Source organism: Polaromonas aquatica, from assembly GCF_042659145.1.
Lineage (GTDB): Bacteria > Pseudomonadota > Gammaproteobacteria > Burkholderiales > Burkholderiaceae_C > Polaromonas > Polaromonas aquatica.
Genome location: NZ_JBHSRS010000082.1, coordinates 217,987 through 244,055 on the forward strand (window position 1 = coordinate 217,987; position 26,069 = coordinate 244,055).

Here is a 26,069-nt window from a genome sequence, read left to right on the forward strand (position 1 = left end):
TAGCGAGTGTAATCAGGCCGCCAGGTCCAGAAAATCGAGGATGGCCGGCAGGTGGTCGTCAAAATCGCTCAGCGCATGGTCGCTGCCTTCGACCAGGCGAATGTGCGCGCCGGCATAACGTGCCGTCATTTCGCGCCAGTCCAGCACCTCGTCGCCCTTGGCAATCACGGCCAGGTAGTTTTGCGCTGTCTTGAGCGGCCCGGCGTGCAAGTCGCGCAGTTCATCCACAAACTCCGGCTGGAAGAAGAATTTTTCATCGGGGTTATGCCATGCAGCCTGCTCGCCAATGTACTTGCCCAGGTCGCGCGCCGGCTCTACAGCGGGATTGAGCAGGACCGCCTTGCAGCCCATTTTTTCAGCCACCCAGGTCGCATAAAACCCGCCCAGCGAGGAGCCGACGACGGCCATGCGCTCAAAGCCCTGGCTGCCGGGCCAGCCGGCGATCCCGGCCATGATTTCGTGCATGGCCTGTTTTGGGGAGGGCGGCAGCTGCGGGCACCACCAGGTCACGTCCGGGTGGTGGTTTTTAACCCAAGCTGCGACTTGTCTGGCCTTGGCCGATTGCGGAGAGGACCGGAAACCGTGGAGGTAGAGCAGGTGGGTGGTAGGCATGATGCAATGGTAAGGGCCGGCTCGCTGGTCGCAGCCCGGACAGGCCCAAAATTCATAAGAAATATGCCCCTGGCCACGGAGGAATGTGCGCAGGCAGCTATCAAAAGAGTAGCGTATGGCCGCTGCAGGCCGGCGCGGCCTACTTGACCTGCTGTTTTTCGAGCTTGCGGGCCAAGGTGCGCCTGTGCATGCCCAGCCTGCGCGCGGCTTCGGAGATGTTGAAGTCGGCCTCCACCAGGGTCTGGTGTATGCGCTCCCACTCCAGCGTCTTGATCGACGAGGAGCGGTTGGTCAGTTTCACTTCGGTGTTGCCCGTGACCCGGCCAAAGGCGGCTTCGATGTCGTCGGTGTTGGACGGTTTGGCCAGGTAATGGCAGGCGCCGAGCTTGATGGCCTCGACCGCCGTGGCGATGCTGGCAAAGCCGGTCAGGACCACGATCAGCATTTCCGGGTCGTGCGCGTTCAGGGCCTGCACACAGGCCAGTCCCGAGGCGTCGCCGTTGAGTTTCAGGTCGACCACCGCGTAAGCCGGTGATTGGTTCTGCAGCAGGGTGACGACATCGTCCAGGCTGGCTGCCAATTGCACCGCATAACCCCGGCGTTCGAAGGAACGGCCCAGGGTGCGGGCGAAGGCCGCGTCGTCCTCGACGATGAGCAACTGGCGATCAGCCGGCATGGGCAGCATCCTTTCCCAGCGTGATGGCCGTGAGCGGCAGGGTGATGGTCACAACGGCGCCGCCTTCGGGGCGGTTGTGCGCAGCGACGCTGCCGCCCAGTGTGCGCGCCACATTGACGACCAGAAACAGGCCGAGGCCGCCGCCCAGCCGCCCCTTGCTGGACTGGTAGGGTTTGCCAAGCTGCGCCAGCATTGCCGGGGCAAAGCCGGGGCCCCGGTCGGTGACTGTCAGCGTCAGGGTGTCGGCATCAAGCGCCGCCTCCAGACCGACCCAGGTGGGTGAAGCCTCGAGCGCGTTGTCCAGCACATTGCAGAGCATCTGCTTGAGGGTGGAGTCGGAGACCATGGGCAGATCCTGGTCCACCTGGTTTTTGTAGGAAAAAGAAGGCACGGGGCGCGTGCTGCGCCATTCCTCGGCAAGTTCGTCGAGAAAGGTGCAGATCGATGTTTTTTCCGACGATTCACCCCTGGCCTCGCCGGCCGAAAGCAGGATGCCGCTGACGATGGTCTTGCAGCGCAGGACCTGCGCCTGCATCTCGCTGATTTCCAGCTGCAGGTCGGGGTCGGCCGTGAAGGTGGGCATGTGTTTCCAGTCTCCCAGGATGACTGCCAGGGTCGCGAGCGGGGTGCCCAGCTCATGCGCCGCGCCCGACGCGAGCAGGCCCATGCGCACGATGTGTTCTTCCTCGGCCGCGCGCTGGCGCAGGCTGGCCAGGCGTGCGTCGCGCTCCTGCAGGTTGTGGCTGATGCGCATGATGAAGGTCACCAGCAGGCCCGCGTTGAGGACGAAACACACCAGGATGCCCTGCATATAGGGGCTGGTGAGTCCGTTTTCGGGATCCAGCGGCAGCGGCAGCGGTCGGCCGAAAACGGTCAGGCTGATGAGGCAGGCCGTGGTGATGGCGACCATGGTCCAGACCGACCAGGCTTGCAGCAGCACCGCGCCCAGGGCGATCTGCAGCAGGTACAAAAAAGTAAACGGGTTGGTCGCACCGCCGCTGAGGAAAAGCTGTGCGGTCAGCATCGCCACGTCCACCAGCAAGGCCAGGAACAACTCGTTGTTGCTGACCCTGCGCCGGGTGCGCCAGCGCAACTGGCTGATGATGTTGAAGAGCACCAGGCCGCTCAGCACCACCAGCATCTGCTGCAGCGGCAGTGCTATGCCAAAACCGAAGTTCACGACGGCGATGGTGGCGAGCTGGCCTATCACCGCGATCCAGCGCAACTGGATCAGCTGCTGCAGGTTTTTCAGGCCGGTGGCATCGTCCAGACGATCAAGCCCGCTGGACACGGGCGGCGGGTTGCCGGCCTCAGTCGGATGTGGCATCGGCGGTTTCGCGGTCGACATGGCCTGTATTGTCCTCCAGTCGCTCGCGGCGGCGCTGGCGCTCTTCTCGCACCACCAGGGCGCTGGCGACCAGCACCATCAGCGCCAGGCCGAACCAGGTGAGTGCGTACACCAGATGGTTGTTCTTGAAAGTGATGACGGTCAGGCCACCTAACGGCCAGGCCGGGGCCGCACTGGCACTGTTTTGGGCTGGCGCGTCGGCATCGAGAAAGAAGGGGGCGGTTTGGCTCAGGCCGCGTGCCTGGGCGATGGCCGCGACATCGCGCGAAAACCAGCGATCGCCGGCGGGGTCGTTGTGGCGCAGGAACCCGCCAACGGGCTCACTCAGGCGCAACAGGCCAGAAAGGGTGACTTCAGCCTTGTTTTCGGTCGCAAGCCGAGTGGCGCGCGTGCGGGCCTCAGGTGGCACAAAGCCGCGGTTGATCAGCAGGGTTGTGCCATCTGCCAGCTGCAAGGGGGTCAAAACCCAAAAGCCGGCGCCCTGGGTGGTCACGGCCTGGACCAGGGTTTCGCGGTCATGGAGAAAATGGCCGCTGACCTGCAAGCGCCGGTATTCATCGCTGGCGGCCGTGATCTGCGGCCATTCGGCCATGGGTGGGAGCGGCGCCGCTGGTGCATGCACGCGCTGTGCCACGCGTTCCATCAGGTCCAGTTTCCAGGCGCGGCGCTCCACCTGCCAGACGCCTAGCGCCAGAAAACCTGTAAACAGCAGGATGGCGAGGACAGCCAGCGCGAGACAACTTGCCGTGGAACGCGGCGCGCGGCTGGCCATGGTTGTGATCAAGCCTGGCGCAAGCTCAGGGCATGTTTTTCATGTCGTGGATGGACATGGGCATCATGTTGGCGTTCATGTGGTACATGACCCAAAGCGAGCCGGCCAGTGCAATCCCGACGATCAGCAGGGTGAACAGCAGGGCCAGGAAGGACCAGCCGCCCTCGGAACGGGTGTTCATGTGCAGGAAATAAATCATGTGAACCACTATCTGCACCGCGGCAAAAGCCATTAGTACCAGTGCGGTGGTGCTGGAGCTCTCAAAGACCTTGCCCATGACCAGCCAGAAGGGAATGGCGGTCAGGAAAACGGCAAGGATGAAGCCTGTCACATAACCGCTCAAGGTGCTGTGGCTGGCGCCGCTGTCGTCATGCCCGTGCTCGTCGTCATGGTGCTCGTGGTTGTGCGCATCCTGTGCGCTGTCATGGTCGTGGTTGGTATGCGCGCTCATGGCAGGGCTCCCATCAGGTAAACAAAGGTGAAGACGCCAATCCAGACCACGTCCAGAAAGTGCCAGAACATCGACAAACACATCAGGCGCCGGCGGTTTTCAACGCCCAGGCCGTGGCGCTTGACCTGGAACATCAGTGTGATCAGCCAGATGATGCCGAAGAAAACGTGCAGGCCGTGGGTGCCGACCAGTGCGAAAAAGGACGACAGGAAAGCGCTGCGTTGCGGGCCCGCGCCTTCGTGGATGAAGTGCATGAACTCATACATTTCGAGGCCCAGGAAGCCTGCGCCCAGCAGGCCGGTGATGCCCAGCCAGACCAGCACGGCATTGAGTTTTTTCTTCTGCATCTCCAGCATGGCAAAACCATAGGTGATGGAGGACAGCAGCAGCAGCGAGGTGTTCAGGGCCACCAGCGGCAGGTCGAACAGGTCGGCGCCCGAAGGGCCGGCCGCATAGCTTCGGCCCAGCACCGCATAGCAGGCAAACAGGCAGGCAAAGATGAGGCAGTCGCTCATCAGGTAGAGCCAGAAGCCGAGCAGGGTGCCGTTGGCCGGGTGATGCTCGCGGCGCAGGAAGAAGCGTTCGCTGAGCGCGCCCGGGTTTTGCAGCGCAGCGGCGCCGGCCGGGGGGGAGGTCAAGGGTGCGGTGGTATCAAGCATGGCTGGCCAGCAAACGGGTGCGGTCGTTTTCGATGCGGGTCACTTCATCTGCAGGGATGTAGTAGTCGCGTTTGTAGTTGAACGAGTGGTAAATGGCTGCGGCGACGATGGCCACGAAGGACAGCACCGCCAGCAACCACATGTGCCAGATCAGGGCAAAGCCGCAAACCGTGGCGATGGCGGCAAGGATGACGCCGGCGGCCGTGTTCCTGGGCATGTGCACGGGAATGAACCCATCTATCGGCCGCACATAACCGTGCTTTTTCATGTCCCACCAGGCATCGATTTCATGCACCACGGGGGTGAAGGCGAAGTTGTAGGCCGGCGGCGGCGACGAGGTCGACCACTCCAGCGTGCGGCCATCCCAGGGGTCGCCGGTGTTGTCGCGCAGCGAGTCGCGGCGGATGTAGCTGACCACGAACTGGATCAGCATCGAGGCAATACCCAGCGCGATCAGCACGGCACCGAAGGCCGCGATCTGGAACCAGATCTGCAGGGACGGGTCTTCGAAGTGGCTCATGCGGCGCGTGACACCCATGAAACCCAGCACATACAGAGGCATGAAGGCCAGGTAGAAGCCGACCAGCCAGAACCAGAACGAGCATTTGCCCCAGAACGGATCGAGTTTGTAACCAAAGGCCTTGGGGAACCAGTAGGTGATGCCGGCGAACAGGCCGAACAGCACGCCGCCAATGATCACGTTGTGGAAGTGGGCGATCAGGAACAGGCTGTTGTGCAGCACGAAGTCGGCCGGTGGCACGGCCAGCAGCACGCCGGTCATGCCGCCTATGGCGAAGGTCACCATGAAGCCTATGGTCCACATCATGGGCAGATCAAAGGTGATGCGGCCGCGGTACATGGTGAACAGCCAGTTGAAAATCTTCGCCCCGGTCGGGATGGAGATGATCATGGTCGTGATGCCGAAGAAGGCATTGACGCTGGCGCCCGAACCCATGGTGAAGAAGTGGTGCAGCCACACCAGGTAGGACAGGATGGTGATGGCAAAGGTCGCGTAGACCATGGACGAGTAACCAAACAGGCGCTTGCGGCTGTAGGTGGCCACGACTTCAGAGAACACGCCGAACAGCGGCAGGATCAAAATGTAGACCTCGGGGTGGCCCCAGATCCAGATCAGGTTCACGTACATCATGGCGTTGCCGCCGAACTCCGTCGTGAAGAAGTTGGTGCCGGCGTAGCGGTCCAGGCCCAGCAGCCCCAGCACGGCGGTCAGCACCGGGAAGGCGGCAACGATCAGGATGTTGGTGCACAGGGCGGTCCAGGTGAACACGGGCATCTTCATCAGGGTCATGCCGGGCGCACGCATCTTGATGATGGTGGCCAGCAGGTTGATGCCTGATAAAAGTGTTCCAACCCCCGCCAGCTGCAGCGACCAGATGTAGTAGTCCACTCCCACGTCCGGACTGTTGATGATGCCCGACAGCGGCGGATACGCCAGCCAGCCGGTCTTGGCGAATTCGCCGACAAACAGCGAAGCCATCACCAGGATGGCGCCGCTGGCGGTCATCCAGAAGCTGAAGTTGTTGAGGAAGGGGAAGGCCACGTCGCGCGCGCCGATTTGCAGCGGCACCACGTAGTTCATCAGGCCCGTCACCAGCGGCATGGCCACGAAGAAGATCATGATCACGCCGTGCGCGGTAAAGATCTGGTCGTAGTGGTGCGGTGGCAGCACACCCAGGTTGTCGCCGAAGGCGATGGCCTGCTGCAGCCGCATCATCAGCGCGTCGGAAAAGCCGCGCAGCAGCATCACCAGGCCCAGCACCACGTACATGATGCCGATTTTCTTGTGGTCGATGCTGGTGAACCAGTCACGCCACAAGGGGCCCCACAGGCGGAACTTGGTCAGCGCCGCAAGAATGGCCAGCCCGCCCAGCATGACGGCCGCAAAGGTCACCAGCAGGATGGGCTCGTGGAGTGGAATCGCCTCCCAGGAGAGGCGGCCGAAGATGAGCTTCGTTAAATCAATATGGTCGGACATCGTGGGTGCGTGAGGAGGGGAAAGAGGGTGCGGCGAGGGTGCGCGGCATCAGATGGGGCGTGTGCCCGGCTCGGTCGCCGGCAGCGGCAGGCCCAGTGGGTTGCCGGGGCTGCACATGGCGCCGACGTAACTGCGCACGGGCTGGTCGTCCAGGCCCAGGCGGGCGCGCGTCGCATTGTCCAGGGAGGCGATGTTGACTGTGCCGGGCATGCCGAGGCCGCCGCCGGCGTCAATCGCCATCATGTCGTGCATGCACATCTTGTTGGCTTCCACGCAGCGGTTCAGGATGGCCTGGTAAAGCTCGGGGGCCACCTTGGCGTAGTGCTGGACGGGGTTTCGTTCGCTCGGTTTTTCGAGCTGCAGGTAGGTGTCGCGGTCCAGCGACTGGCTGCTGGACTTGACCTTTTTGACCCATTGATCGAAGTCGCCATCGTTCAGGCCATGGAACTTGAAGCGCATGCCGGAAAAACCCGCGCCGCTGTAGTTGGCCGACAGGCCGTCAAACTCGCCCGGCTTGTTGATGATTGCGTGCAACTGGGTCTGCATGCCGGGCATGGCGTAGATCTGGCCGGCCATGGCGGGAATGAAAAAGGAGTTCATGACTGAGGAGGCGGTAATCTTGAACTGGATGGGGCGGTCGACCGGCGCTGCCATCTCGTTGACCATGGCAATGCCCTGCTCGGGGTAGATGAACAGCCACTTCCAGTCCAGTGCCACGACTTCTACGACCAGGGGCTTGGTGCCGTCGGGAATGGCGCGCTGCGCGTCAACGCGGTCCAGCGGGCGGTAAGGGTCCAGCTTGTGGGTGCTGATCCAGGTGATCGCGCCCAGCACGATGATGATCAGCAGCGGAACCGCCCAGATCACCAGTTCCAGCTGCGTGGAATGGTGCCATTCGGGGTCGTAATCGCTGCGGTTGTTGGACTTGCGGTAGCGCCAGGCGAACAGCAGGGTCAGAAAAATGACGGGGACAATGACAAGCAGCATCAGTGCCGTCGAGATGTAAATCAGGTTGCGTTGTTGCAGGGCGATATCGCCGGAGGGGCTCAGGAGCACCGCATTGCAGCCGCCTAGCAGGGCCAGGGCTGGAATGAGGAACAGGCCGAAAAGCTTTTTATTGGAGGGCATGCCGGACGGAAGGGTGTTGTCAATAGGGGAACTACCGAATCTACCTTTTGATCCAAATCAAGGCAATTGGACATTTTGTCCATGGCATGATGGACCCCGGAGGCGCGTCTGTCGACGCCCTTGTTGTTACTTTTTGCATTGTGAGAGAACTGCATGTCAAGCCTGAGTCACAGCCATCCAGAGTCCTTGTTGTCAGACCCCTTGTCGCCGCGAGCGGATCGTCCCGTGGACGACGCATCCACGGTCGCACCCAGCGAGATCGCCGTTGGTGTGATCATTGGCCGGGCATCCGAATATTTCGACTTTTTTGTTTACGGCATTGCGTCGGCGCTGGTGTTTCCGGCCGTCTTTTTCCCTTTTGTGGACAGGCTGGAAGGCACGCTGTATTCGTTTGTCATCTTTTCCTTTGCCTTTTTGGCCAGGCCGCTGGGGACCGCCTTGTTCATGGAGATCCAGCGCCTTTGGGGCCGCGGGGTGAAGCTGGGCATTGCGCTGTTCCTGCTGGGCGTGTCCACGGTGGGCATGGCCTTTTTGCCGGGTTACGTCACATTGGGCTTTTGGTCCATCGCATTTTTGTCGATGTTCCGATTTCTTCAGGGTATCGCGCTGGGTGGTTCCTGGGACGGCCTGCCTTCGCTGCTGGCGCTGAGCGCGCCGTCCCGGCGCCGCGGCTGGTACGCGATGATTCCGCAAATTGGCGCTCCGGTTGGTTTCATCGTGGCCAGCGGGCTGTTCCTGTACCTGCACACCCAGCTGTCCAACGCCGACTTTCTGGACTGGGGCTGGCGTTACCCCTTTTATGTGGCGTTTGCCATCAATGTCGTGGCGCTGTTCGCCCGCCTGCGGCTGGTGGTGACCGATGAGTATGAGCGGCTGCTCAAAAAACATGGCCTAGAGCCGGCCCCTGTGCTCGAACTGATCCGCGATCGCGGCAGCAACCTGCTGATTGGTGCTTTCGCGGCCTTGGCGAGTTATGCGCTGTTTCACCTCGTCACGGTGTTTCCCCTGTCCTGGATCAGCCTGCAATCGACGCAGCCCATCAACGATGTCCTGACCATTCAACTGGTGGGGGCCGTGATTGCGATCCCGTGTGTGGTCGCCTCCGGCTGGATTGCAGATCGTATCGGCCGTCGCAGCACGCTGGGCATCCTGGCCGGCCTGATCGCGGTGTTCAGCCTGTTTGCGCCCTTGCTGCTCAATGGTGGCGCGCTGGGGCAGAAGGTATTCATCCTGCTCGGTTTTGCACTGCTGGGGCTGTCCTACGGCCAGGCCGCTGGCGCGGTGACCGCCAATTTCGAGGCGCACTACCGTTATACCGGTGCCGCACTCACCTCCGACCTGGCCTGGCTGATAGGGGCCGCTTTTGCGCCCCTGGTGGCGCTTGGCCTGTCGGTGCACTTCGGGCTGGCTGCCGTCAGTGTGTACCTGCTGTCCGGTGCCGTCTGCACGCTGGTGGCGCTGCATATCAACCGGGCGCGGGAACTCCGGGGCTGATTCGCAGGGCTGTACTGACGGGGCATTCAAGCCGGCAAGGCCGGCGACACATGGCTGGCAGATAATCCCCTCCATGGCTGCAGTTTTCGACAAACCTTCCCTTTTCAAGCGCGCCGCGCCGCTGTTTGAGGGCTTTGATGGCCCGCTGGCGTTCGCGGTTTTTTTGCTGGTCTGCGCGGGGCTGCTGATCATGTATTCGTCCGGCTACGACCACGGCACCCGCTTTGTCGACCATGGCCGCAACATGCTGATTGCCGGTGCCATCATGTTCGTGGTGGCGCAAATCCCGCCGCAGCGCCTGATGACTTTTGCCGTGCCGTTGTATACCGTGGGCGTGATGCTGCTGATCGCGGTGGCGATCTTCGGCATCACCAAAAAAGGCGCCCGCCGCTGGCTCAATGTGGGCGTGGTGGTCCAGCCAAGTGAAATCCTCAAGATCGCCATGCCGCTGATGCTGGCCTGGTGGTTCCAGAAGCGCGAAGGCCAGTTGCGGCCGCTGGACTTCCTGGTGGCCGGCGTGCTGCTGGTGGTACCGGTGGGCCTGATCATGCGGCAGCCCGACCTGGGTACTTCGCTGCTGGTGCTGGCTGCCGGCCTTGCTGTGATCTTTTTTGCGGGCCTGAGCTGGAAGCTGATTGCCCCTCCGGTCATGATCGGGCTGCTGGGTATCTTTCTGATTGTCTGGTTTGAACCGCAGCTGTGCGCCGACGGCATGCGCTGGCCGGTTCTTCACGACTACCAGCAGCAACGTATCTGCACCTTGCTGGACCCTTCCCGGGACCCGCTGGGCAAGGGTTTTCACATCATCCAGGGCATGATTGCCATTGGCTCGGGCGGTGTTCTGGGCAAGGGTTTCATGGCCGGCACGCAGACGCACCTGGAGTTCATACCCGAGCGCACCACCGACTTTATTTTTGCGGCGTTTTCCGAGGAGTTCGGGCTGGTCGGCAACCTGCTGCTGATCGCCAGCTTCATCTTCCTGGTCCTGCGCGGCCTGGCCATTGCGATGGAGGCGCCAACTTTGTTTTCCCGCTTGCTGGCCGGTGCCGTGACCATGATTTTTTTCACCTACGCGTTTGTCAACATGGGCATGGTCAGCGGCATCCTGCCGGTGGTGGGCGTGCCCTTGCCCTTCATCAGTTATGGCGGCACGGCCATGGTCACACTTGGGCTGGCCGTCGGCATTTTGATGTCGATTGCCAAGGCCAAGCGGCTGGTGCAGTCATGAGGCAGCCCCCGAGGGGGCTGAGCTTGCCCGGGGCGGCCAGGTGCGGCGGCCATGACATACCCTTGGCTGCGTAACCAGAAGCCAGACTGCCTACAATGGCCGAATGACCTCACTCCGCCCATCTCCCGCATCAGCACTCAACGCCTCAATCACCTCTTCCACAGTCCGGCCAACGGCCGCGTCGACATCGGAACGCCTGGAGATCGCGCAAAAGCTGTTGCTTGCGCCGTTTGGCCTGACGGAAGCGCACCTGAGCCGCGCGCTGGGTGAAATCACTTCCCATGGTGCGGATGACGCCGACCTGTATTTCCAATACACCCGCAGCGAAGGCTGGAGCCTGGAAGAAGGCATCGTCAAGACTGGCTCTTTCAGCATTGACCAGGGCGTGGGTGTGCGCGCTGTCAGCGGCGAAAAAACCGCGTTTGCCTATTCCGACGATATTTCCGACGCTTCATTGCTGGACGCAGCGCGCACCGTGCGCAGCATTTCTGCCGCCAGCAAGGCCGGCCGCGTGAAAACGCCCAGCCGCAAAGTCGCCAGCAGCCGCTCCCTGTATGAAGGTCTTGACCCGATAGCAACGCTGGGCAGCACGGCCAAGGTCAAGCTGCTGGAGAAAGTTGAAAAACTCGCCAAGGCCAAGGACCCGCGCATCGTGCAGGTCATGGCCGGGCTGGCCAGTGAATACGACGTGGTGCTGGTGGCTCGTGCCGACGGCACCCTGGCTGCCGATGTGCGTCCGCTGGTGCGTTTAAGCGTCACGGTGATTGCCGAGGCCAAGGTGGCTGGCGCAGTTCGCCGCGAGATGGGTTCGGGCGGCGGCGGTGGCCGGTTTGGCCTGGCCTATTTTGACGACGCGCAAATCGGCCAATATGTAGACGATGCGGTCAAGGCGGCCCTGACCAACCTCGAAGCGCGTCCGGCCCCGGCCGGCGAAATGACCGTGGTGCTGGGCTCCGGCTGGCCCGGTATTTTGTTGCACGAGGCGATCGGCCATGGGCTGGAAGGCGACTTCAACCGCAAGGGTTCCAGCGCCTTTGCCGGCAAGATCGGCCAGCGTGTGGCGGCCAGGGGCGTGACGGTACTGGACGACGGCACGATTGCCGATCGCCGCGGCTCGCTCAATGTGGACGACGAAGGCCACGCCAGCCAGCGCAATGTGCTGATCGAAGACGGCATCCTCAAAGGCTACATCCAGGATTCGCTCAATGCGCGCCTGATGGGCGTCAAACCCACGGGCAACGGCCGCCGCGAGAGCTACGCCCATGTGCCCATGCCGCGCATGACCAACACCTACATGCTGGGCGGCGACAAGCAGCCCGAAGAAATCGTGGCCAGCATCAAGAAGGGCCTGTACGCCACCAACTTCGGCGGCGGCCAGGTCGACATCACCTCGGGCAAGTTTGTGTTCTCGGCCAGCGAGGCTTTCTGGGTTGAAAACGGCAAGATTCTTTATCCCGTCAAGGGTGCGACGATTGTGGGTAGCGGCCCGGAATGCCTGAAAAAAGTCAGCATGATTGCCAATGACATGGCACTTGACAGCGGTGTCGGCACCTGCGGCAAGGAAGGCCAGAGCGTGCCGGTGGGCGTCGGCCAGCCGACCCTGCGGATTGACGGCCTGACCGTGGGCGGAACCGCGTAAAAGCTGTGCATTTGGGCCGTTTACTGACCTGTGCTACATTCAAAGCCATGCATTCAGCAAAGTTTTATTTTGGTTACTTCTGGTTCTCAAGCGCCTCCGGCGGTAGAGAGATCTTCGCGTAACCCGAAAAAACGCAACAAATCTTTCAAAAACCGCCGGACCTCCGGCGGTTTTTTTTTGCCTTGCCCCTTATTCGTAATCCGTTTCTAAGTCCCTGAAATTCTGGAAATCTCAAAAAAGGAAGTCCGCGATGAATGCACCAGCCAAGCCAGCCAGCCCGTCCAAACCGTCCAGCGAGAGCTGGTATGCGAGCGTCGAAAAAACCAGCCAGACCGACGACGAACGCATCAAGGACATCACCGTGTTACCCCCTCCAGAGCATCTGATCCGCTTTTTCCCGATTCGCGGCACGCCCGTTGAAGCGCTGATCAGCAAGACACGCAAAGGCATCCACAACATCATTGCCGGCAAGGACGACCGCCTGCTGGTGGTGATAGGCCCGTGCTCCATCCACGACCCCGCCGCAGCGCTTGAATACGCGCGCCGCCTGGTTGAGCAGCGCAAAAAGTACGCCGGCACGCTGGAGATCGTGATGCGTGTCTACTTTGAAAAACCACGCACCACCGTTGGCTGGAAGGGCCTGATCAACGACCCTTACCTCGATGAAACCTACCGCATCGACGAAGGCCTGCGCATTGCGCGCCAGTTGCTGATCGAAATCAACCGCCTGGGCCTGCCGGCTGGCAGCGAGTTCCTGGACGTGATCTCGCCGCAATACATAGGCGACCTGATTTCCTGGGGCGCGATCGGTGCGCGCACCACCGAAAGCCAGGTGCATCGCGAACTGGCCTCGGGCATTTCCGCGCCCATCGGTTTCAAGAACGGCACCGACGGCAACATCCGCATCGCCACCGACGCCATCCAGGCAGCGGCACGCGGCCACCACTTTTTGTCGGTGCATAAAAACGGCCAGGTCGCGGTTGTACAGACCAACGGCAATCCGGATTGCCACGTGATCCTGCGCGGCGGCAAAACGCCCAACTACGATGCGGCCAGCGTGACGGCAGCCTGCAAGGAACTGGAAGCCTCCAAATTGCCGGCCACCCTGATGGTCGACTGCAGCCACGCCAACAGCTCCAAGCAGCATGAAAAGCAGGTCGACGTGGCACGCGACATCGCGGGCCAGGTGTCGGGCGGTTCGCACCAGGTGTTCGGCCTGATGATCGAAAGCCACCTGGTCCCCGGCGCGCAGAAATTCACGCCTGGCAAGGACGACGCGTCCAAACTGGAATACGGCAAGAGCATCACCGATGCCTGCCTGTCCTGGGACGATTCGCTCAAGGTGCTGGACACCCTGTCGGCCGCCGTGCTGGCGCGCCGCGCGAAAAAGTAAACAGCACCTTGCGCTTGCGGGTGCCTGTGCATTGCAGGGCTACCCGCAAGCTGTCGAGCATGGCATCATGAAGGCCATCTTCCCAACAGGAGCCGACCATGATGCGCAGTGAAGTCAGTGTGACGTTCAAGGGCGCCGCACCCGTGCGGATAGACCTCAATGAAGTGCAGCCCATGCCGCACGATGTGGCGCGCTGGTGGCTGGACGACCAGTTCACCCAGATGGGTTGTGAGCCGCTGCGGCCCACCGGCAAGCTGCTGACTGCCGACAAGGTGGTGGTGGTGGCCGAAGCCGCAGGGCTGGCGAAATTCCAGGAAGCCAAATGGTCACAGGAGTTTGCCCGTGCCGCCAGTGCCGCACTGGGCAAACCTGTGGTGCATATCGACGTGGCAACGCTTGGCATCAGTTATTGATGCCTGGCAGATTGCTATTGTTTTAATAGCTGCCTGCGCGCGTTCCACGCCGGCCACAGGCCTTTTTGATGCGAAAAAATGGCATTTCCCCGGTCCGGATGCCGGTTTGAAATGCCTGTTTGGGTCTTCTTTTTAAACAAAAAAGGCCTGAGGCCAAATAACCATGCGCGCAGCCAGCTATTAAAACAATAGCAAGCCTGACGCCTGGCCCTCAGTCCGCCTTGATGTTTTCCTTCTGGATGATGTCCCTGAAGAAGGCGTTGTCGGCACGCACGCGCCGGCCGAATTCAAGCGGGCCCTCATAGTCCGGGTACATCGCCGATATCAGCAGCTGCTGGCGTGCGCCGGGGCTGGCCATGGCCTTTTGCGCCTCGGCCGCCATGCGGGTCACGATGGCCTGCGGTGTGCCGCGCGGCGCGAAGATGCCGAACCAGCTCCTGGCGTCGATATCAAAACCCTGCTCCTTCAGTGTGGGCACATTCGGCACCTCGGGGTTGCGTTCCGGGTTGGTCGTGGCCAGGCCCTTGAGCTCGCCCGCCTTGACGCGCGGCAGGGTGACCGGGTCGTACATCACGTCGATGCGGCCGCCCAGCAAATCCGTCATCGACTCCATGGAACCCTTGTATGGCACATGCACCAGCTGGATGCCGGCCTGCTTGTGCAGCAGCACGCCCGTCAGGTGGACGATGGTGCCGACGCCGTTGGTGGCGAAGGTGTATTTGCCCGGATCGGCCTTGGCTGCTGCGACCAGTTCCTTGAAGGTGTTGAAGGGCGCGTCCTTGCGCGCCGTGACCAGGCCGTAGCTGGAGGTGAGTTTGGCGACCGGCTCGAAATCATCCAGCGTGAAGTTCACGCGGCGCAGCCAGGGCGAGATCGCCACCGTGGCCGTGGGCGCGACAAAAAAGGTGTAGCCGTCGGGTGCCGAGCGCGCGGCAAACTCGGTGCCAAGGAGCGCACCGGCGCCCGGCTTGTTGTCGACGATGACAGGTTTGCCCAGGGACCTGGAAATGCGATCTGCAGCAAAACGGGTGATCTGGTCGGACAGCCCGCCGGGCGGGTAAGGCGTGACGAAGTGAATGGGTTTGTCCGGCCAGTTGGCCGCGGGCCCTGTGCCCTGGGCCAGTGCCTGGCCGGCACCAAGCGAAAGCCCCGCGATGCCGGAAAGGCCTGCAAGGCCCGCTACACATACAGAACGTCTGGAAGCCATGGTTTTTGTCTCCTTGTGTTTTTGAAAAATACCGCTGGGCAAGTCTTCAGGCGCCGGTGAAGCGCGCGGGGCGCTTTTCCTTGAATGAGGCCACGCCTTCCTTCATGTCGGCGCTGCCGGAAATGCGGTCCAGCATCACGCGCTGCGGGTAGTACTGCTCGGTCGGTGATTTGGGCAGTGTGTTGCGTGCGATGGACTTCATGGCCTGCACCACCAGCGGTGCGTTCCCTGCGATTTTTGTGGCGATTTCCATGGCCACGGTCATGGCCTGGCCCTTGGGCACGACACGGTTCACCAGGCCGATTTCATAGGCGCGCTGTGCGCTCATGGGGTCGCCCGTCATCAGCCATTCCAGGCCGGCCTTGTACTGTATGCGCGGCGGGAAACCGGCCATCACACCGGCAAAGGCGCCTATCTTGGCTTCGGGGTAGATGAACTGGGCCTGCTCTTCGGCCACGGCCATGTCGGCCAGCATGATCATGGTCGAACCGGCGCCGACCGCAAAGCCGTTGATGGCGCAGATGATGGGTTTGTCGCAGGGCACAGAAAGATTGGGCATGGCCAGCCAGACATCACGGGGCATGTCTTTCAGGTCGGCGCCGGCCGAAAAGGCCTGCTCGCCTGCCGCGCCCAGCACAGCCACACGGTCGTCCTCGCGGGCAAAACGCTGCCAGGCTTCCTGCAAGCCCTGGACGACCTCGTTGTTGATGGCATTGCGGGCTTCGGCGCGGTTGATGGTGATGCGGGCAATCCCGTTTTCAGAGCTGTAGGTAATGGCGGTCATAAATTTTTTCCTTGGTTTTAAAAAGCGGGTTTTCAGGCGAGCGTGGCGCGGGCGTCGGCCGCCACAATGCGGTCGCCGGCTACAAAAAGCGGGTTGATATCGAGTTCCAGCAGCCGTCCTTTGGACGCGACCGCCAGCGCGCCCAGGCGCACCAGCGCATCGGCAATCGCATCAAGGTTGGCGGGCGGGCGGCCGCGAAAGCCGGTCAGCAGGACGCGGCTCTTCAGCGCATCCAGCATGGCCCGCGCCGTCGCATGCGACAGCGGCGCCGGTGCGAGTTGCACGTCCTTGAGCAGTTCCACCAGCACGCCGCCGGCGCCCACCATCACCATGGGGCCGAAGTCGGGGTCGTGCTGGATGCCGAGTATGAGTTCGGTGTCGGCTTTCCACATCTCGGTCACCAGCCAACCGTCCAGCGTTGGCACGCCGGCAGCGCGGGCGGCTGCAGCAATCGCCTCGCAGGCCGAGCGCACCTGGTCGTCGCCTTCTATGCCCAGTTTCACCGCGCCTACATCGCTTTTGTGGATGATGCTGGCACTCACGGCCTTGATGGCGACTGCGCCGCCCAGTTTTTTTGCTGCAGCAACCGCTGCATCTGCAGTTTTTGCAAAGTGCCAGCGTGTAGTCGGAATGCCCGCCGCCTCGATCAGGCGACGTGCATCGGGTTCGGTGACAAAACCAGCCGCCAGGCCTTCGGGGAAGGCGACGCCCGGTGTGGCACCGGCTGCCGGTTCGGGTTCCGAACGCGAGGACAGGGCGGACACGACCTTGAGTGCGTCATGCGGGCTGTCGAGGTAACCGTAACCCGCGGCGCGCAAAAATTCCCGGGCTGGCTCGCCATGATTGCCAGCGCCCTGGATAAACAGCAGCGGTTTGTCGGAACGGTTGCCGGCCGACAGGGCAGCCTCGGCAACCCGCAACTGCTGGGGCTGGGTCGTCAGCAGCAGGATGCCTGCACCGACCGCATCGTCCTGCATGCTGCGGTCCAGCGCGATGCCGACGGAGCCGCCGGCCACCTCCGGGTCGGCCGGTGTCATGTGGTTCAGCATGCCAAAGTCCAGCGGCAGTTCCCGATGCGTTGCCGGCAGCACCTGCGCCAGCGCGGCCTGGGTTTGCGGCGACAGGTGTGGCAGCTCCAGCTGTTCGGCTTCAAGTGCATCGGCCAGCAAGGCGCCGCCGCCGCCCGAACCAGAGAACACGGCGATGCCGCGCGAGGTGGCGCGCTTGCCGCGCTGCAGCACCTGCGCGCCATGCAGCAGGTCGTAAATGGTTTCGAACATGTAGACACCCCAGCGACGGCAGGTGGCTTCAAACGCCGGCCAGGCACCGGCCAGGCTGGCCGTGTGTGATGCGGCAGCACGGGCACCGGCTTCGCTGCGTCCCGACTTGGCGATGCACACCGGCTTGCCGGCACGCGCGGCGCGCTCCAGCAGCGCGGTAAAACGCGCGGCGTCCTTGACGGCCTCCATGTAGAGGCAGGCCACGTCGGTGGCCGGGTCGTCTATCAGGTACTCGAAGAAATCGTTGAGGTCCAGGTCGGCCTGGTTGCCGACGGAAACCATGGATGAAAAACCGGCGCCTACATCGATGCCGCGCGACAGCATGGCGCCCATCAGTGCACCGCTCTGGCTGGCAAGGCCTATGCCGCCCGCAGGCAGCCGGTCAACGCCGCCAACCACCACCCCGGTGGTGGCGCAGAGGTTGTGGTGGGCGTTCATCAGGCCCATGCAGTTGGGCCCGATCAGGCGCACGCCGCCGGCGCGGGCGGTGGCCACGATCTGCTCTTCCATAGCGCGGCCGGCCGGGCCGGTCTCGGCAAAACCTGCGGTGATGCACAACGCGCAGCCAATCTTTTTGGCAACGCAGTCCTCTATGGCTGCCAGCACATTGCCCTGCGGCACCAGCAGAATGGCCAGGTCGACGGGGCCCGGGCAGTCCTGCAACGAGGCGTAGGCCGGGATGCCCAGCAACTGGCTGGACTTCGCATTGATGGGGTACAGCGCACCTTCATGCCGGTGCTTGAGCATGTAGCGGAGCAGGCGGCCGCCCCATTTTTCCTCGCTTTCCGAGGCGCCGACGATGGCGACGGATTGCGGGTGCAGGATCTGGCGCACCGACTGGTTGGGTTTGACGGCAAGGGCGGCGGAGAGTGAAGCGTTCATGTTGTGTGTGGTTCCGTTTTCAGTTCTTTTTCACGCCGATGGCGGGCAGCAATTCGCTGTACATCTTCTGGTCGGCCAGCATGCCGGCACGAAATTCTTCCGGCGTCTGCCAGGAAGCGATGGAGTTGGCGCGCAGGATTTCGTCCTGCACGGTTTTGTCGGTCAGGACTTTTTGCAGCGCATCGGACAGGCGCGTCAGGATGGCTTTGGGTGTGCCGCGCGGCGCAAGCACACCCCAGCCTGCGCCTTTTGCCGTGGCGATCTCAAAGCCGGCTTCCTTCAGGGTCGGCACATTCGGCAACTCGGGATGCCGCGTCTTGTAAAAGGTTGCAAGCGGCAACACGCGGCCGGCTTTCACCATGGGGGTCGCCGCACCGTCGATGACAAAATCAATGTCGCCCGCCACCAGGGCATTGACGGCATCCACCGAGCCGCGAAAAGGAACGTGCAGCAACTGGATGCCCGTGTCGCGTGAAAGCGTGCCCCCGTAGACGTGACCGGCAGAGGCCTCGCCGGCCGAGCCGAAGGACAGCTTGCCGGGATTTTGTTTGGCGTAGTCGACGAACTGCTTCATGTCCTTGACGGGCAGGGTCTTGCGCACCGCCATGACGGCCACATAGTCAGCCACGCCGCCTATGGGCTCGAAGCTGTCCAGCGTGTAGGCCAGCTTGCGCAGGTTGGGCAGCACAGTAAAGCTGGAGGCCGCACCCAGCAGCAGGGTGTAGCCGTCAGGCGCGGCATTGGCCACAAAATCGGTGCCTACCTGCGTGGTTCCGCCGGCCTTGTTGTCCACAAAGATGTTGGCGTTCAGCGCGCGGCCCATGTGGCTGGCCACGATGCGGCCAAGAATGTCGGATGAGCCGCCGGGCGGGAAGGGCACCACCATGCGTATGGGCCGTGACGGCCAGGCATCCGGTGTTTGGGCCTGGGCCGGGGCGAGTACCAGTCCGGCAAGCAGGGACGCGGCGGCCGCCAGCAATGCAGGTTTATGAAAGCCTGGAAGGCCTGGAAATGAAATCACGGTAGTCTCCTTTGGTTGTTTGCAAAGCGTGGTTTTCAGGTTGTCTATTGCTGCGCGGAAGCCTGTTCCGGTTTCTTTTTGCGAAGCGTGTTGCGGTAGTTTTCAATGCGTTGCGACAGGCCGGCACGGGTTGCCGAACGGACCAGCGCTGCCAGGTCGGCATCGCGCAAGTCGGTACGGGCAGCAGCACGCAAGGCGGCGCAGGTGGGCCGGTCAACCGACAGCGGCGTCAGGTGTTCGCGCCATGCGCCTGCCGGGATCACGCCGGTGGCCAAACCTTGTGACAGGGCTTGCTGCGCATCGATGGAGGCGCCTGTCGTGACCCAAGCCAGGGCGCGGTCCACGCCCACATGCTCACCCAGGCGGCGTGTGCCCAGCACAATGCCGAAGCCGGCGCCGGGAAAGCGCCATTGGGCATCGGCTGTGGCAAGGCGCACGTCGCAGGCCGCGAACAGGTCTGCGCCCGCGCCGAAAGCGCGGCCCTGCACAACAGCCACGGTACGCAGCGGCGCGTGCCACAGCGTTGCGAGCAGGTGCTCAATGCGGACAAAACGCCACAACAGTGCGCCATCGATGGCTGCGGTTTCTTCCGCACCGGCGGCTGGCTGCATGTTGCTCAGGTCAAAGCCGGTACAAAAGTCGGCGCCCTGGCTGGTGAGGACCAGCGTGTTGATGGCCGGGTCGGCGATGCAGGTTTCAACGGCGCTGATCAGGGCCTCGACGAGCCCGGCGCTCAGGGCGTTGCCGCGCTCGGTGCGTGTCATGCAGAGTACTGCGGCCCCGCCTTCCCGCGAAACCTCAATCATGCGGCGGCTCCGGTGATGTTGCGGCGCACCGCATCGGAGCGGTCCCACAGGTTGGGCACTGCAGATGACGAGTAACCGGACACAAAGGGTTTGACCTGGCCGCTTGCCGCATCAAACACATGGCGCGCCACGGCGCCTATGTTGGCGCCGTAAACATGCACGCTGATGGATGTGCGGTCGGCATGGGCATTGGCCACCTGGTGGATATCGCCGGTGGCGGGCGACACCAGTTCAATGTCGCCGCGCTCCAGGCGGCTGGGTTCACCGCTTGCCTGCAGCCGCCCGTCGGCATCCCAGCGGTAGTGCTGGCCGGTTTCGGCGCCGCGCAGCATGCCTATCAGGCCCCACACCGTGTGGTCATGAATCGGCGTGCGCTGGCCTGGTCCCCAGACAAAACTCACGACTGAAAAACGCTCAAGCGGGTCGCAGTGCAGCAGGTACTGGCAGTAGTGGTCGGGATGCGGTTTGGCGGCGTCTTCGGCAAGCCAGTCGTCGCTGCTGATGAGGCGCGCCAGCAGGGGCTTGATGGCGGCGATGCGCGCGCTCTCGTCCATGGCTTGCGTCACCACCTCTGTGGTAGCGATGACAAACTCGCGCAGCGGCGCGATCTGGTCGGGGGTGGTGGCTGTTTTCATTCTGCGGCCCTTTGGCCGGGCGCTCCGGCCTGTTGTTTTTCGTCGTTGTAATGACGGCGCAGCGCAGCACCGTGCTGGTTGAGTGCGGGCGGCCGGGTGTCGACCCCGACCGGGCCGCCGTTGATGCGTACCGGACAGGCCACGGTCTGCGTCACGACCTGGTTGGGCAGGGTCATGGGCTGCACCAGGCCAAGGTGGGCGGTCTGCACATCGGCAAGTGCCTGCTCGTAACTGTTGATGGGCGCCGACGGCACACCGGCCGCGGCGAAGCGTGTGACCCATTCGTGCGCGCCTGCACCGGCGAAAACGATTTCCAGCAGGTCGCGCAAGGCCACCTGGTTGGCCGCCCGCAAGGTGGGCGAGGTAAACCTTGGGTCAAGCAACAAATCGGGCGTGGCGGTCACGGCGCAGACGGAGCGCCAGAGCTTGTCGTTGCCGGCGGCGATGGCGAACCAGCCGTCAGCGCATTTAAAGCTTTGGTAAGGCGCGTTGCGCGGATGCGCCGAGCCCAGCCTGCGCGGGTTGCGGCCGGTGCCGAAATATTCGCTGGTCTGCAGCGCCCCGACCGCCAGTGTGGTGGCAAACATGGGGATGTCGAGGTGGCAGCCGCGGGCACCCGGGCCGCCTGCACGCAGCTGCGCCAGCGCGGAGCTGATGGAGTAGGCAGCATACAGGCCGGCCGTGAAGTCTGAGATCGGTACGCCGCACTTGGCCGGCTCGCCGTCGGGTGCGCCGGTGACGCTCATGACACCGGCTGCGGCCTGCATGGTCAGGTCAAAGCCACCTTCGCCGGAGCGCGGGCCGCTTTGGCCGTAGGCCGAGATGGAGCAGTAAATCAGCGAGGGTTTGTTTTCCTGGACCCAGTCCCAGCCCAGGCCCAGGCGCTCCATGGCACCGGCGCGGTTGTTCTCTATCAGCACGTCGGCGTCCAGCACCAGGCTGCGCGCCATGGCGAGGTCTGCAGGGTTCTTGAGATCCAGTGCGATGGATTGTTTGCCGCGGTTGAGCGAGGCGAAGTTCTCGGAAAAACCATCGGTGATGGGCGGCCACTGGCGCAAGGTGTCGCCGTCGGGCGGCTCGACCTTGATGACCTCGGCGCCGAAATCGGCAAGCAGCATCCCGCAGAACGGGCCGGCCGCAACATGGCAGAACTCAATGACCTTGACGCCGGTCAGTGGCAGTCTGACCGGGCTCATACCTGCACCATCATCTGTGGCAAGGCATAGGCGGACATCTGCGGCGCTGTCCCCTGGTAACGCTCTACCTGCACCAGGCAGGTCTGGGCGATGCAGCCCTGGGACAGGCTGGACGCGCCTATGTCCAGTGTCAGAACATTCGGGTTACCGTGTTTTTCAAGATTGCCTGCGCCGCTGGCGCGCCAGCCGCTGGGGTCGAACCAGGCGCCGGTGGACAGCTTGGCAACACCGGTGTGTATGTCATCGGACAGCCGCACCGCCGCCAGGCAGGCGCCCCGGTCGTTGAAGACACGCACGAGGTCGCCTTCTGCCAGCCCGCGCGCATGCGCATCGGTGCGTGCCAGGGTGATGGGCTCGCGCCCGCCAATCTTGTTGCCGGCGCTGTAGGCCGCGTGGTCGTACTGGCTGTGCAGTTTGGTGAAGGGCTGGTCGGTCAAAAGATGCAGCGGGTGCGCGACGGCTTTGCTGCTGCCCAGCCATTCCACGGGCTCGAACCACTGCGCCTGGCCCGGGCAATCCGCATACGCGAAGCCGGCGATGCGTTCGCTGAAAAGCTCTATGCGCCCGCTGGGGGTGTTGAGCGGGTGCGCAACAGGGTCGCTGCGGAAATCCTGGAACATCACGACATCCTTGTTTTCTACGGACAGGTCAAGCAGGTCGCCCTGCCAGAATTCATCAAACGGCGGCAGGCTCAAGCCCGCGCGGGTGGCCCGCTCGCGGGACTGCTCGTAGAGCTTCTCCAGCCACTGGAAGGAGTTCATGCCCTCCGTAAAAACCTCGCGTGCACCCATGCGTTCGGCGAGCGCTGTGAAGATGTCGTAGTCGTCGCGTGCCTCGCCGACGGGGTCCATGGCTTGCTTCATGGCGACCATAAAACGTTCGCGCGAGGCGTAGCCGATGTCGTTGCGCTCCAGCCCTGTTGTGGCCGGCAGCACGATGTCGGCGAGCTTGGCTGCCGGTGTCCAGAACTGCTCGTTGACGATGATGGTTTCCGGTTTGGATTGCCACGCGCCCAGCATGCGGTTGAGGTCCTGGTGGTGGTGAAAGGGGTTGCCGCCGGCCCAGTAGATCAGCCGGATATCCGGGTAGCGGTGTTTTTCGCCGTTGTAGTCAAACGTTTCGCCCGGCTTTTCCAGCATGTCGGTGATGCGGGACACGGGAATGAATTCGCGCACCGCGTTTTTGCCCTGCGGCAGGGTGGGGCCGCTGAATTTGGCATTGGCATTGCCGATCATGTTGGTGGTGCCGTAACCGACACCGAAGCCGCCGCCGGGCAGCCCGATCTGCCCCAGCATGGAGGCCAGCGTGACCAGGCTCCAGAAGGGTTGCTCGCCGTGGTGCGAACGCTGCAGCGACCAGGCCATGGTGAGCATGGTGCGGTTGGCGGCCATGGCACGGGCCAGCGCCACAATGCGCTCGGCCGGGATGCCGGTGATATTGGCTGCCCACTTAGCGTCCTTCACGATCCCGTCGGTCGCGCCTGTGAGGTAAGGGTGGACCTTGTCAAAGCCCACGCAATGCTGTGCCAGGAAAGCCGGGTCGTGCAGGCCTTCCTGGTACAGCGTGCAGGCCAGCGCCAGGATCAGTGCCGCGTCGGTGTTGGGGCGTATGGGTATCCATTCCACCTCGCCGCCGGTGTCTATATCGTTGCGGACCGGGCTGATGTTGATGAACTTCACACCGGCTTTGTCGAGCCGGCGCAGGGCTTGCGGCACGACGTGTTCGCCGACGCCACCCGAGCTGACCTGCGCATTTTTTGCGGGCACGCCGCCGAAGCTGACAAACAGCGTGGTGTGCTTTTCGAGCACGCTCCAGCTGGTGTGCAACGTGTGCATTTCATCCATGGGCGCGACGATGTGCGGCATCAACACGCGCGCCGCGCCCAGGCTGTAGGAGTCGGCATGCCTTACATAACCGCCCACGGAATTGAGGAAGCGGTGCACCTGGCTTTGCGCGTGGTGAAAGCGCCCGGCGCTGGACCAGCCGTAGGAACCACCGAAGATCGCTGTGTTGCCGTGCGCCTGGCGCACGCGCTGCAGTTCACCGGCAACCAAGTCCAGCGCTTCGTCCCACGATACCTCGACGAATTCTTCCTGGCCGCGCAGCCCGCGCTGCGCATCTGTTGTTTCGCCGCGCGCTGCGGCAAGCCAGTTGCGCCGCACGGCAGGCCGCTGCACACGCAGCGGGCCCTTGACGGCGTCCAGCATGCCCAGGCCTATGGGCGAGGGTGAAGGGTCGCGTGCAAAACCTTCGAGTGCAACAGCCTCGCCTTCACGGTAACGGACTTCGTAAATGCCCCAGTGGGTTGCGGTGTAGGAGTGTGCTTTGGCGCCCCCGTAAGGTGTGTGCTGCGGCGGTTTGGGGTCTGTTTTCATGATGCGCTTGTCTTTTTATGGGCGTTGAATCATCTTAGTCCATTCCATTCTGTAGACCAAGCGTTCCATATATGAGAACATATTGGAGATGAATGAAAATAGCTAATAAGGAAACAATCCATGAACAACACGCTGGTCAAGGGACTGCAATTGCTGGAGGAACTGGCCGATCGCGAGGAAGCGGTGGGCGTCAGCGAGCTGGCGGTGCAGCTCGGCATGGGCAAGAGCAATGTGCACCGCACCCTGCAGGCGCTGGTGGAGCTAGGTTATGTCATCAATGAAGATGGGCGCGGCAGCTACCGTGCCTCGCTGAAGATGTGGGAGCTGGGCGCGCGCATGATCGCCCGGCTCGATGTCCGTCAGGCGGCGCTGCCCGCCATGCACTGGCTGCTCGAGGAGACCCGTGAAACCGTGCACCTCTCGGTACTGGACGGCGAACAGGTCATGTATGTAGACAAGCTGGACAGCCCGGAACCGGTGCGAGCCTACAGCGAGATAGGCGGCAGGGCGCCGGCGTATTGCGTGGCAACCGGCAAGGTGCTGCTGGCCTGGCGTGAGCGGCCCCAGCCCAGCCTGCACCCGGTGAACTCAAAACGCGAGGCTTTCACGCCGGCCACCATCACCGATGCGGCTGAAATGACGCAGGAGCTGGCGCGTATCCGCACCCAGGGTTATGCCGTCAACCGGGGTGAATGGCGTGCGAGTGTCTGGGGTGTGGCCGCACCCATCACGGACGGTACGGGCCGTGTGGTGGCGGCGATTGGTGTCTCCGGGCCGGCGACCCGGATCAAGCCCGCCGGTATTCGCCTGCTCGCAAAAGCGGTGACCGAGGCCGCACGGCGTATTGCGAATACGCTGGCCGGCCACGATGCCGCCGTGTCAGGCGCCGAATAGGCCGGCGAACCAGGGCAGCAGCTGGTTGATCGCCAGGCCGCCAGCTACAAGCCATACAAAAAGCACGGTCGCCAGCGCCAGCGGCCGGATGCCGGCACTGCGAATCGCCGAGACATGGGTGGTCAGGCCGAGCGCTGCCATGGCCATGGCCATCAGCAGCGCGTCTATGTCCAGCGCAGTGCTGACCAGCGGGTGCGGCAGCAGGTCCAGCGAATTGAAGCCTGCAACGGCAACAAAACCCACTGCAAACCAGGGTATGACCACACGTTTGGCGGATCCTGCGGCTTTATTGTGGGTCTCGCTGCCCTGTTCCGGATTGCGCTGCATCCAGGCCGACAGTATCAGCAGAAAGGGCGCGAGCATCATGACGCGCACCATCTTGGCAATAACTGCCGTGTCGGCGGCGTGTGTGCCCACGGCACTGCCGGCGGCGACGGCCTGGGCGACTTCGTGGATGGTCGAGCCGGCAAAAATCCCGAAGGCATGTTCGCTCATGGGCAGCAGCGCGTGTTGCAGGTTCCAGCGGTAAAGCATGGGGTAGAGGAAAAGCCCGAGTGTGCCGAAGACGACGACGGTCGACACCGCGACGGTCGCCTGCTCTGCGCGGCCGCGCACCACCGGGGCGGTCGCCATGACGGCTGCTGCGCCGCAGATAGAGCTGCCGGCGCCTATCAGCAGGGTGGTTTCGCGGTCCAGCCCGAACACGCGTTTGCCCAGCAGCAAGGCCAGGCCAAAGGTGCTGCACAGCACTATGGCGTCAATCGCCACACCGACCACGCCGACCTGGCCTATGTCCTGGAAGGTCAGGTGCAGGCCGTAAAGAATGATGCCCAGGCGCAGCAGTTTCTGTTTTGAGAAGGTCACGCCGTGTGCCGTCTGCACGGCAAAACGCGGGTAGATGGTGTTGCCGACAACAATGCCGAGCAGGATGGCCAGTGTCAGCGCGCCTATGCTGTGTGTCTTCAGCCAGGGCGTGTTGGCCAGTTCAATCGCCGCAAAAGCCAATGCCCCGACCAGGATCAGGCCGGGCAAATAGCGTAGCGATGACCTGAGTGCTTCAGGCATGCCGCTGTTGAGGGGGCTGGGAAATCCCGTTGCGATGGCGTGCGAATTCTTTTTCATGCAACGGACTTTATATAGTTTGGAAATATAGATAAAACAAATTATTCTTATAATTAAT

The 26,069-nt window shown here is 62.8% G+C and carries 23 protein-coding genes; 6 read left to right on the forward strand and 17 right to left on the reverse strand.

Features of this window, described 5'->3' with window-relative positions:
• Positions 1 to 12: 12 nt before the first annotated feature.
• The 8 genes from ACFQND_RS18795 to cyoA form a co-directional block, all read right to left on the reverse strand.
• Positions 13 to 612, reverse strand: a complete 600-nt coding sequence (locus ACFQND_RS18795) for a YqiA/YcfP family alpha/beta fold hydrolase (protein WP_371437016.1) — start codon at positions 610 to 612, stop codon at positions 13 to 15.
• Positions 613 to 751: 139 nt separating this feature from the next.
• Positions 752 to 1,288, reverse strand: coding sequence for a response regulator transcription factor (locus tag ACFQND_RS18800; RefSeq protein WP_371437017.1), 537 nt, complete (start codon positions 1,286 to 1,288; stop codon positions 752 to 754).
• Positions 1,278 to 2,615 carry an ATP-binding protein gene (locus ACFQND_RS18805; RefSeq protein ID WP_377414329.1) on the reverse strand — a complete coding sequence of 446 codons (1,338 nt, stop codon included), beginning with the start codon at positions 2,613 to 2,615 and terminating at the stop codon, positions 1,278 to 1,280. Before ACFQND_RS18805 ends, ACFQND_RS18800 begins: the two co-directional genes overlap by 11 nt.
• A complete protein-coding gene (locus ACFQND_RS18810; RefSeq protein WP_371437019.1) occupies positions 2,599 to 3,408 on the reverse strand; it encodes an SURF1 family protein in 810 nt (269 codons plus the stop codon). The genes ACFQND_RS18805 and ACFQND_RS18810 overlap by 17 nt, the downstream gene beginning before the upstream one ends.
• A 25-nt stretch (positions 3,409 to 3,433) precedes the next feature.
• A complete protein-coding gene (cyoD, locus tag ACFQND_RS18815; RefSeq protein WP_371437020.1) occupies positions 3,434 to 3,859 on the reverse strand; it encodes a cytochrome o ubiquinol oxidase subunit IV in 426 nt (141 codons plus the stop codon).
• On the reverse strand, positions 3,856 to 4,518 hold the full coding sequence (gene cyoC / locus ACFQND_RS18820) for a cytochrome o ubiquinol oxidase subunit III (protein WP_371437021.1): 663 nt from the start codon (positions 4,516 to 4,518) through the stop codon (positions 3,856 to 3,858). Before cyoC ends, cyoD begins: the two co-directional genes overlap by 4 nt.
• Positions 4,511 to 6,514 carry a cytochrome o ubiquinol oxidase subunit I gene (gene cyoB, locus ACFQND_RS18825; RefSeq protein ID WP_377414332.1) on the reverse strand — a complete coding sequence of 668 codons (2,004 nt, stop codon included), beginning with the start codon at positions 6,512 to 6,514 and terminating at the stop codon, positions 4,511 to 4,513. Before cyoB ends, cyoC begins: the two co-directional genes overlap by 8 nt.
• Positions 6,515 to 6,562: 48 nt before the next feature.
• Positions 6,563 to 7,642, reverse strand: a complete 1,080-nt coding sequence (gene cyoA, locus ACFQND_RS18830) for a ubiquinol oxidase subunit II (protein WP_371437023.1) — start codon at positions 7,640 to 7,642, stop codon at positions 6,563 to 6,565.
• Positions 7,643 to 7,795: 153 nt separating this feature from the next.
• Here cyoA and ACFQND_RS18835 point away from each other — a divergent pair, with 153 nt between their 5' ends.
• The 5 genes from ACFQND_RS18835 to ACFQND_RS18855 all read left to right on the forward strand — a co-directional run bounded on the left by ACFQND_RS18835 (position 7,796) and on the right by ACFQND_RS18855 (position 13,809).
• Positions 7,796 to 9,136, forward strand: coding sequence for an MFS transporter (locus tag ACFQND_RS18835; protein ID WP_371437024.1), 1,341 nt, complete (start codon positions 7,796 to 7,798; stop codon positions 9,134 to 9,136).
• A gap of 73 nt (positions 9,137 to 9,209) precedes the next feature.
• On the forward strand, positions 9,210 to 10,364 hold the full coding sequence (gene rodA, locus ACFQND_RS18840; protein ID WP_371437025.1) for a rod shape-determining protein RodA: 1,155 nt from the start codon (positions 9,210 to 9,212) through the stop codon (positions 10,362 to 10,364).
• Between the two features lie 103 nt (positions 10,365 to 10,467).
• Positions 10,468 to 12,003, forward strand: coding sequence for a metalloprotease TldD (tldD, locus tag ACFQND_RS18845; protein ID WP_371437026.1), 1,536 nt, complete (start codon positions 10,468 to 10,470; stop codon positions 12,001 to 12,003).
• A 250-nt stretch (positions 12,004 to 12,253) separates the two neighbouring features.
• Positions 12,254 to 13,396, forward strand: coding sequence for a 3-deoxy-7-phosphoheptulonate synthase (locus ACFQND_RS18850; protein WP_371437027.1), 1,143 nt, complete (start codon positions 12,254 to 12,256; stop codon positions 13,394 to 13,396).
• Between the two features lie 101 nt (positions 13,397 to 13,497).
• Positions 13,498 to 13,809 carry a hypothetical protein gene (locus ACFQND_RS18855; RefSeq protein ID WP_371437109.1) on the forward strand — a complete coding sequence of 104 codons (312 nt, stop codon included), beginning with the start codon at positions 13,498 to 13,500 and terminating at the stop codon, positions 13,807 to 13,809.
• A 211-nt stretch (positions 13,810 to 14,020) separates the two neighbouring features.
• Here ACFQND_RS18855 and ACFQND_RS18860 read toward each other — a convergent pair whose 3' ends face one another.
• From ACFQND_RS18860 to ACFQND_RS18895, 8 genes are read right to left on the reverse strand one after another with little or no spacing between them, the layout of a single operon-like run.
• Complete coding sequence (locus tag ACFQND_RS18860) at positions 14,021 to 15,016, reverse strand: Bug family tripartite tricarboxylate transporter substrate binding protein (RefSeq protein ID WP_371437028.1); 996 nt, start codon at positions 15,014 to 15,016, stop codon at positions 14,021 to 14,023.
• Between the two features lie 46 nt (positions 15,017 to 15,062).
• Positions 15,063 to 15,800, reverse strand: coding sequence for an enoyl-CoA hydratase/isomerase family protein (locus tag ACFQND_RS18865; RefSeq protein WP_371437029.1), 738 nt, complete (start codon positions 15,798 to 15,800; stop codon positions 15,063 to 15,065).
• Positions 15,801 to 15,832: 32 nt separating this feature from the next.
• On the reverse strand, positions 15,833 to 17,962 hold the full coding sequence (locus ACFQND_RS18870; RefSeq protein WP_371437030.1) for an acetate--CoA ligase family protein: 2,130 nt from the start codon (positions 17,960 to 17,962) through the stop codon (positions 15,833 to 15,835).
• A gap of 19 nt (positions 17,963 to 17,981) precedes the next feature.
• Entirely contained in the window at positions 17,982 to 18,983 is a 1,002-nt protein-coding gene (locus ACFQND_RS18875) for a Bug family tripartite tricarboxylate transporter substrate binding protein (protein ID WP_371437031.1), read from the reverse strand.
• Between the two features lie 44 nt (positions 18,984 to 19,027).
• Positions 19,028 to 19,789 carry an enoyl-CoA hydratase/isomerase family protein gene (locus tag ACFQND_RS18880; protein WP_371437032.1) on the reverse strand — a complete coding sequence of 254 codons (762 nt, stop codon included), beginning with the start codon at positions 19,787 to 19,789 and terminating at the stop codon, positions 19,028 to 19,030.
• Positions 19,786 to 20,424: a cysteine dioxygenase family protein gene (locus tag ACFQND_RS18885; protein ID WP_371437033.1), complete on the reverse strand. Its 639-nt coding sequence runs from the start codon at positions 20,422 to 20,424 to the stop codon at positions 19,786 to 19,788. Before ACFQND_RS18885 ends, ACFQND_RS18880 begins: the two co-directional genes overlap by 4 nt.
• The gene (locus tag ACFQND_RS18890; protein ID WP_371437034.1) at positions 20,421 to 21,620 is read right to left on the reverse strand and encodes a CaiB/BaiF CoA transferase family protein; all 1,200 of its coding nucleotides are present in this window, start codon (positions 21,618 to 21,620) and stop codon (positions 20,421 to 20,423) included. The genes ACFQND_RS18885 and ACFQND_RS18890 overlap by 4 nt, the downstream gene beginning before the upstream one ends.
• Positions 21,617 to 23,995 (reverse strand): molybdopterin guanine dinucleotide-containing S/N-oxide reductase, encoded by a 2,379-nt coding sequence (locus ACFQND_RS18895; protein WP_371437035.1) that lies wholly within the window; start codon positions 23,993 to 23,995, stop codon positions 21,617 to 21,619. Before ACFQND_RS18895 ends, ACFQND_RS18890 begins: the two co-directional genes overlap by 4 nt.
• A 120-nt stretch (positions 23,996 to 24,115) precedes the next feature.
• On the opposite strand from ACFQND_RS18895, the gene ACFQND_RS18900 reads away from it, so the two are divergent.
• The gene (locus ACFQND_RS18900; RefSeq protein ID WP_371437036.1) at positions 24,116 to 24,889 is read left to right on the forward strand and encodes an IclR family transcriptional regulator; all 774 of its coding nucleotides are present in this window, start codon (positions 24,116 to 24,118) and stop codon (positions 24,887 to 24,889) included.
• Here ACFQND_RS18900 and ACFQND_RS18905 read toward each other — a convergent pair.
• The gene (locus tag ACFQND_RS18905) at positions 24,875 to 25,954 is read right to left on the reverse strand and encodes a YeiH family protein (protein ID WP_371437110.1); all 1,080 of its coding nucleotides are present in this window, start codon (positions 25,952 to 25,954) and stop codon (positions 24,875 to 24,877) included. The two genes, ACFQND_RS18900 and ACFQND_RS18905, sit on opposite strands and share 15 nt — an antisense overlap.
• Positions 25,955 to 26,069: the final 115 nt, after the last annotated feature.

Bases quoted from the DNA above. Each gene is read 5' to 3' on its own strand.
- cyoC (WP_371437021.1), bottom strand. From the start codon at position 4,518: ATGCTTGATACCACCGCACCCTTGACCTCCCCCCCGGCCGGCGCCGCT.
- ACFQND_RS18890 (WP_371437034.1), bottom strand. From the start codon at position 21,620: ATGAGCCCGGTCAGACTGCCACTGACCGGCGTCAAGGTCATTGAGTTC.
- ACFQND_RS18835 (WP_371437024.1), top strand. From the start codon at position 7,796: ATGTCAAGCCTGAGTCACAGCCATCCAGAGTCCTTGTTGTCAGACCCC.
- cyoD (WP_371437020.1), bottom strand. From the start codon at position 3,859: ATGAGCGCGCATACCAACCACGACCATGACAGCGCACAGGATGCGCAC.
- ACFQND_RS18795 (WP_371437016.1), bottom strand. From the start codon at position 612: ATGCCTACCACCCACCTGCTCTACCTCCACGGTTTCCGGTCCTCTCCG.
- ACFQND_RS18800 (WP_371437017.1), bottom strand. From the start codon at position 1,288: ATGCCGGCTGATCGCCAGTTGCTCATCGTCGAGGACGACGCGGCCTTC.
- ACFQND_RS18865 (WP_371437029.1), bottom strand. From the start codon at position 15,800: ATGACCGCCATTACCTACAGCTCTGAAAACGGGATTGCCCGCATCACC.
- ACFQND_RS18850 (WP_371437027.1), top strand. From the start codon at position 12,254: ATGAATGCACCAGCCAAGCCAGCCAGCCCGTCCAAACCGTCCAGCGAG.
- rodA (WP_371437025.1), top strand. From the start codon at position 9,210: ATGGCTGCAGTTTTCGACAAACCTTCCCTTTTCAAGCGCGCCGCGCCG.
- ACFQND_RS18905 (WP_371437110.1), bottom strand. From the start codon at position 25,954: ATGCCTGAAGCACTCAGGTCATCGCTACGCTATTTGCCCGGCCTGATC.
- cyoB (WP_377414332.1), bottom strand. From the start codon at position 6,514: ATGTCCGACCATATTGATTTAACGAAGCTCATCTTCGGCCGCCTCTCC.
- ACFQND_RS18860 (WP_371437028.1), bottom strand. From the start codon at position 15,016: ATGGCTTCCAGACGTTCTGTATGTGTAGCGGGCCTTGCAGGCCTTTCC.
- ACFQND_RS18900 (WP_371437036.1), top strand. From the start codon at position 24,116: ATGAACAACACGCTGGTCAAGGGACTGCAATTGCTGGAGGAACTGGCC.
- ACFQND_RS18810 (WP_371437019.1), bottom strand. From the start codon at position 3,408: ATGGCCAGCCGCGCGCCGCGTTCCACGGCAAGTTGTCTCGCGCTGGCT.
- ACFQND_RS18805 (WP_377414329.1), bottom strand. From the start codon at position 2,615: ATGCCACATCCGACTGAGGCCGGCAACCCGCCGCCCGTGTCCAGCGGG.
- ACFQND_RS18895 (WP_371437035.1), bottom strand. From the start codon at position 23,995: ATGAAAACAGACCCCAAACCGCCGCAGCACACACCTTACGGGGGCGCC.
- ACFQND_RS18880 (WP_371437032.1), bottom strand. From the start codon at position 19,789: ATGATTGAGGTTTCGCGGGAAGGCGGGGCCGCAGTACTCTGCATGACA.
- ACFQND_RS18870 (WP_371437030.1), bottom strand. From the start codon at position 17,962: ATGAACGCTTCACTCTCCGCCGCCCTTGCCGTCAAACCCAACCAGTCG.
- tldD (WP_371437026.1), top strand. From the start codon at position 10,468: ATGACCTCACTCCGCCCATCTCCCGCATCAGCACTCAACGCCTCAATC.
- cyoA (WP_371437023.1), bottom strand. From the start codon at position 7,642: ATGCCCTCCAATAAAAAGCTTTTCGGCCTGTTCCTCATTCCAGCCCTG.
- ACFQND_RS18885 (WP_371437033.1), bottom strand. From the start codon at position 20,424: ATGAAAACAGCCACCACCCCCGACCAGATCGCGCCGCTGCGCGAGTTT.
- ACFQND_RS18855 (WP_371437109.1), top strand. From the start codon at position 13,498: ATGCGCAGTGAAGTCAGTGTGACGTTCAAGGGCGCCGCACCCGTGCGG.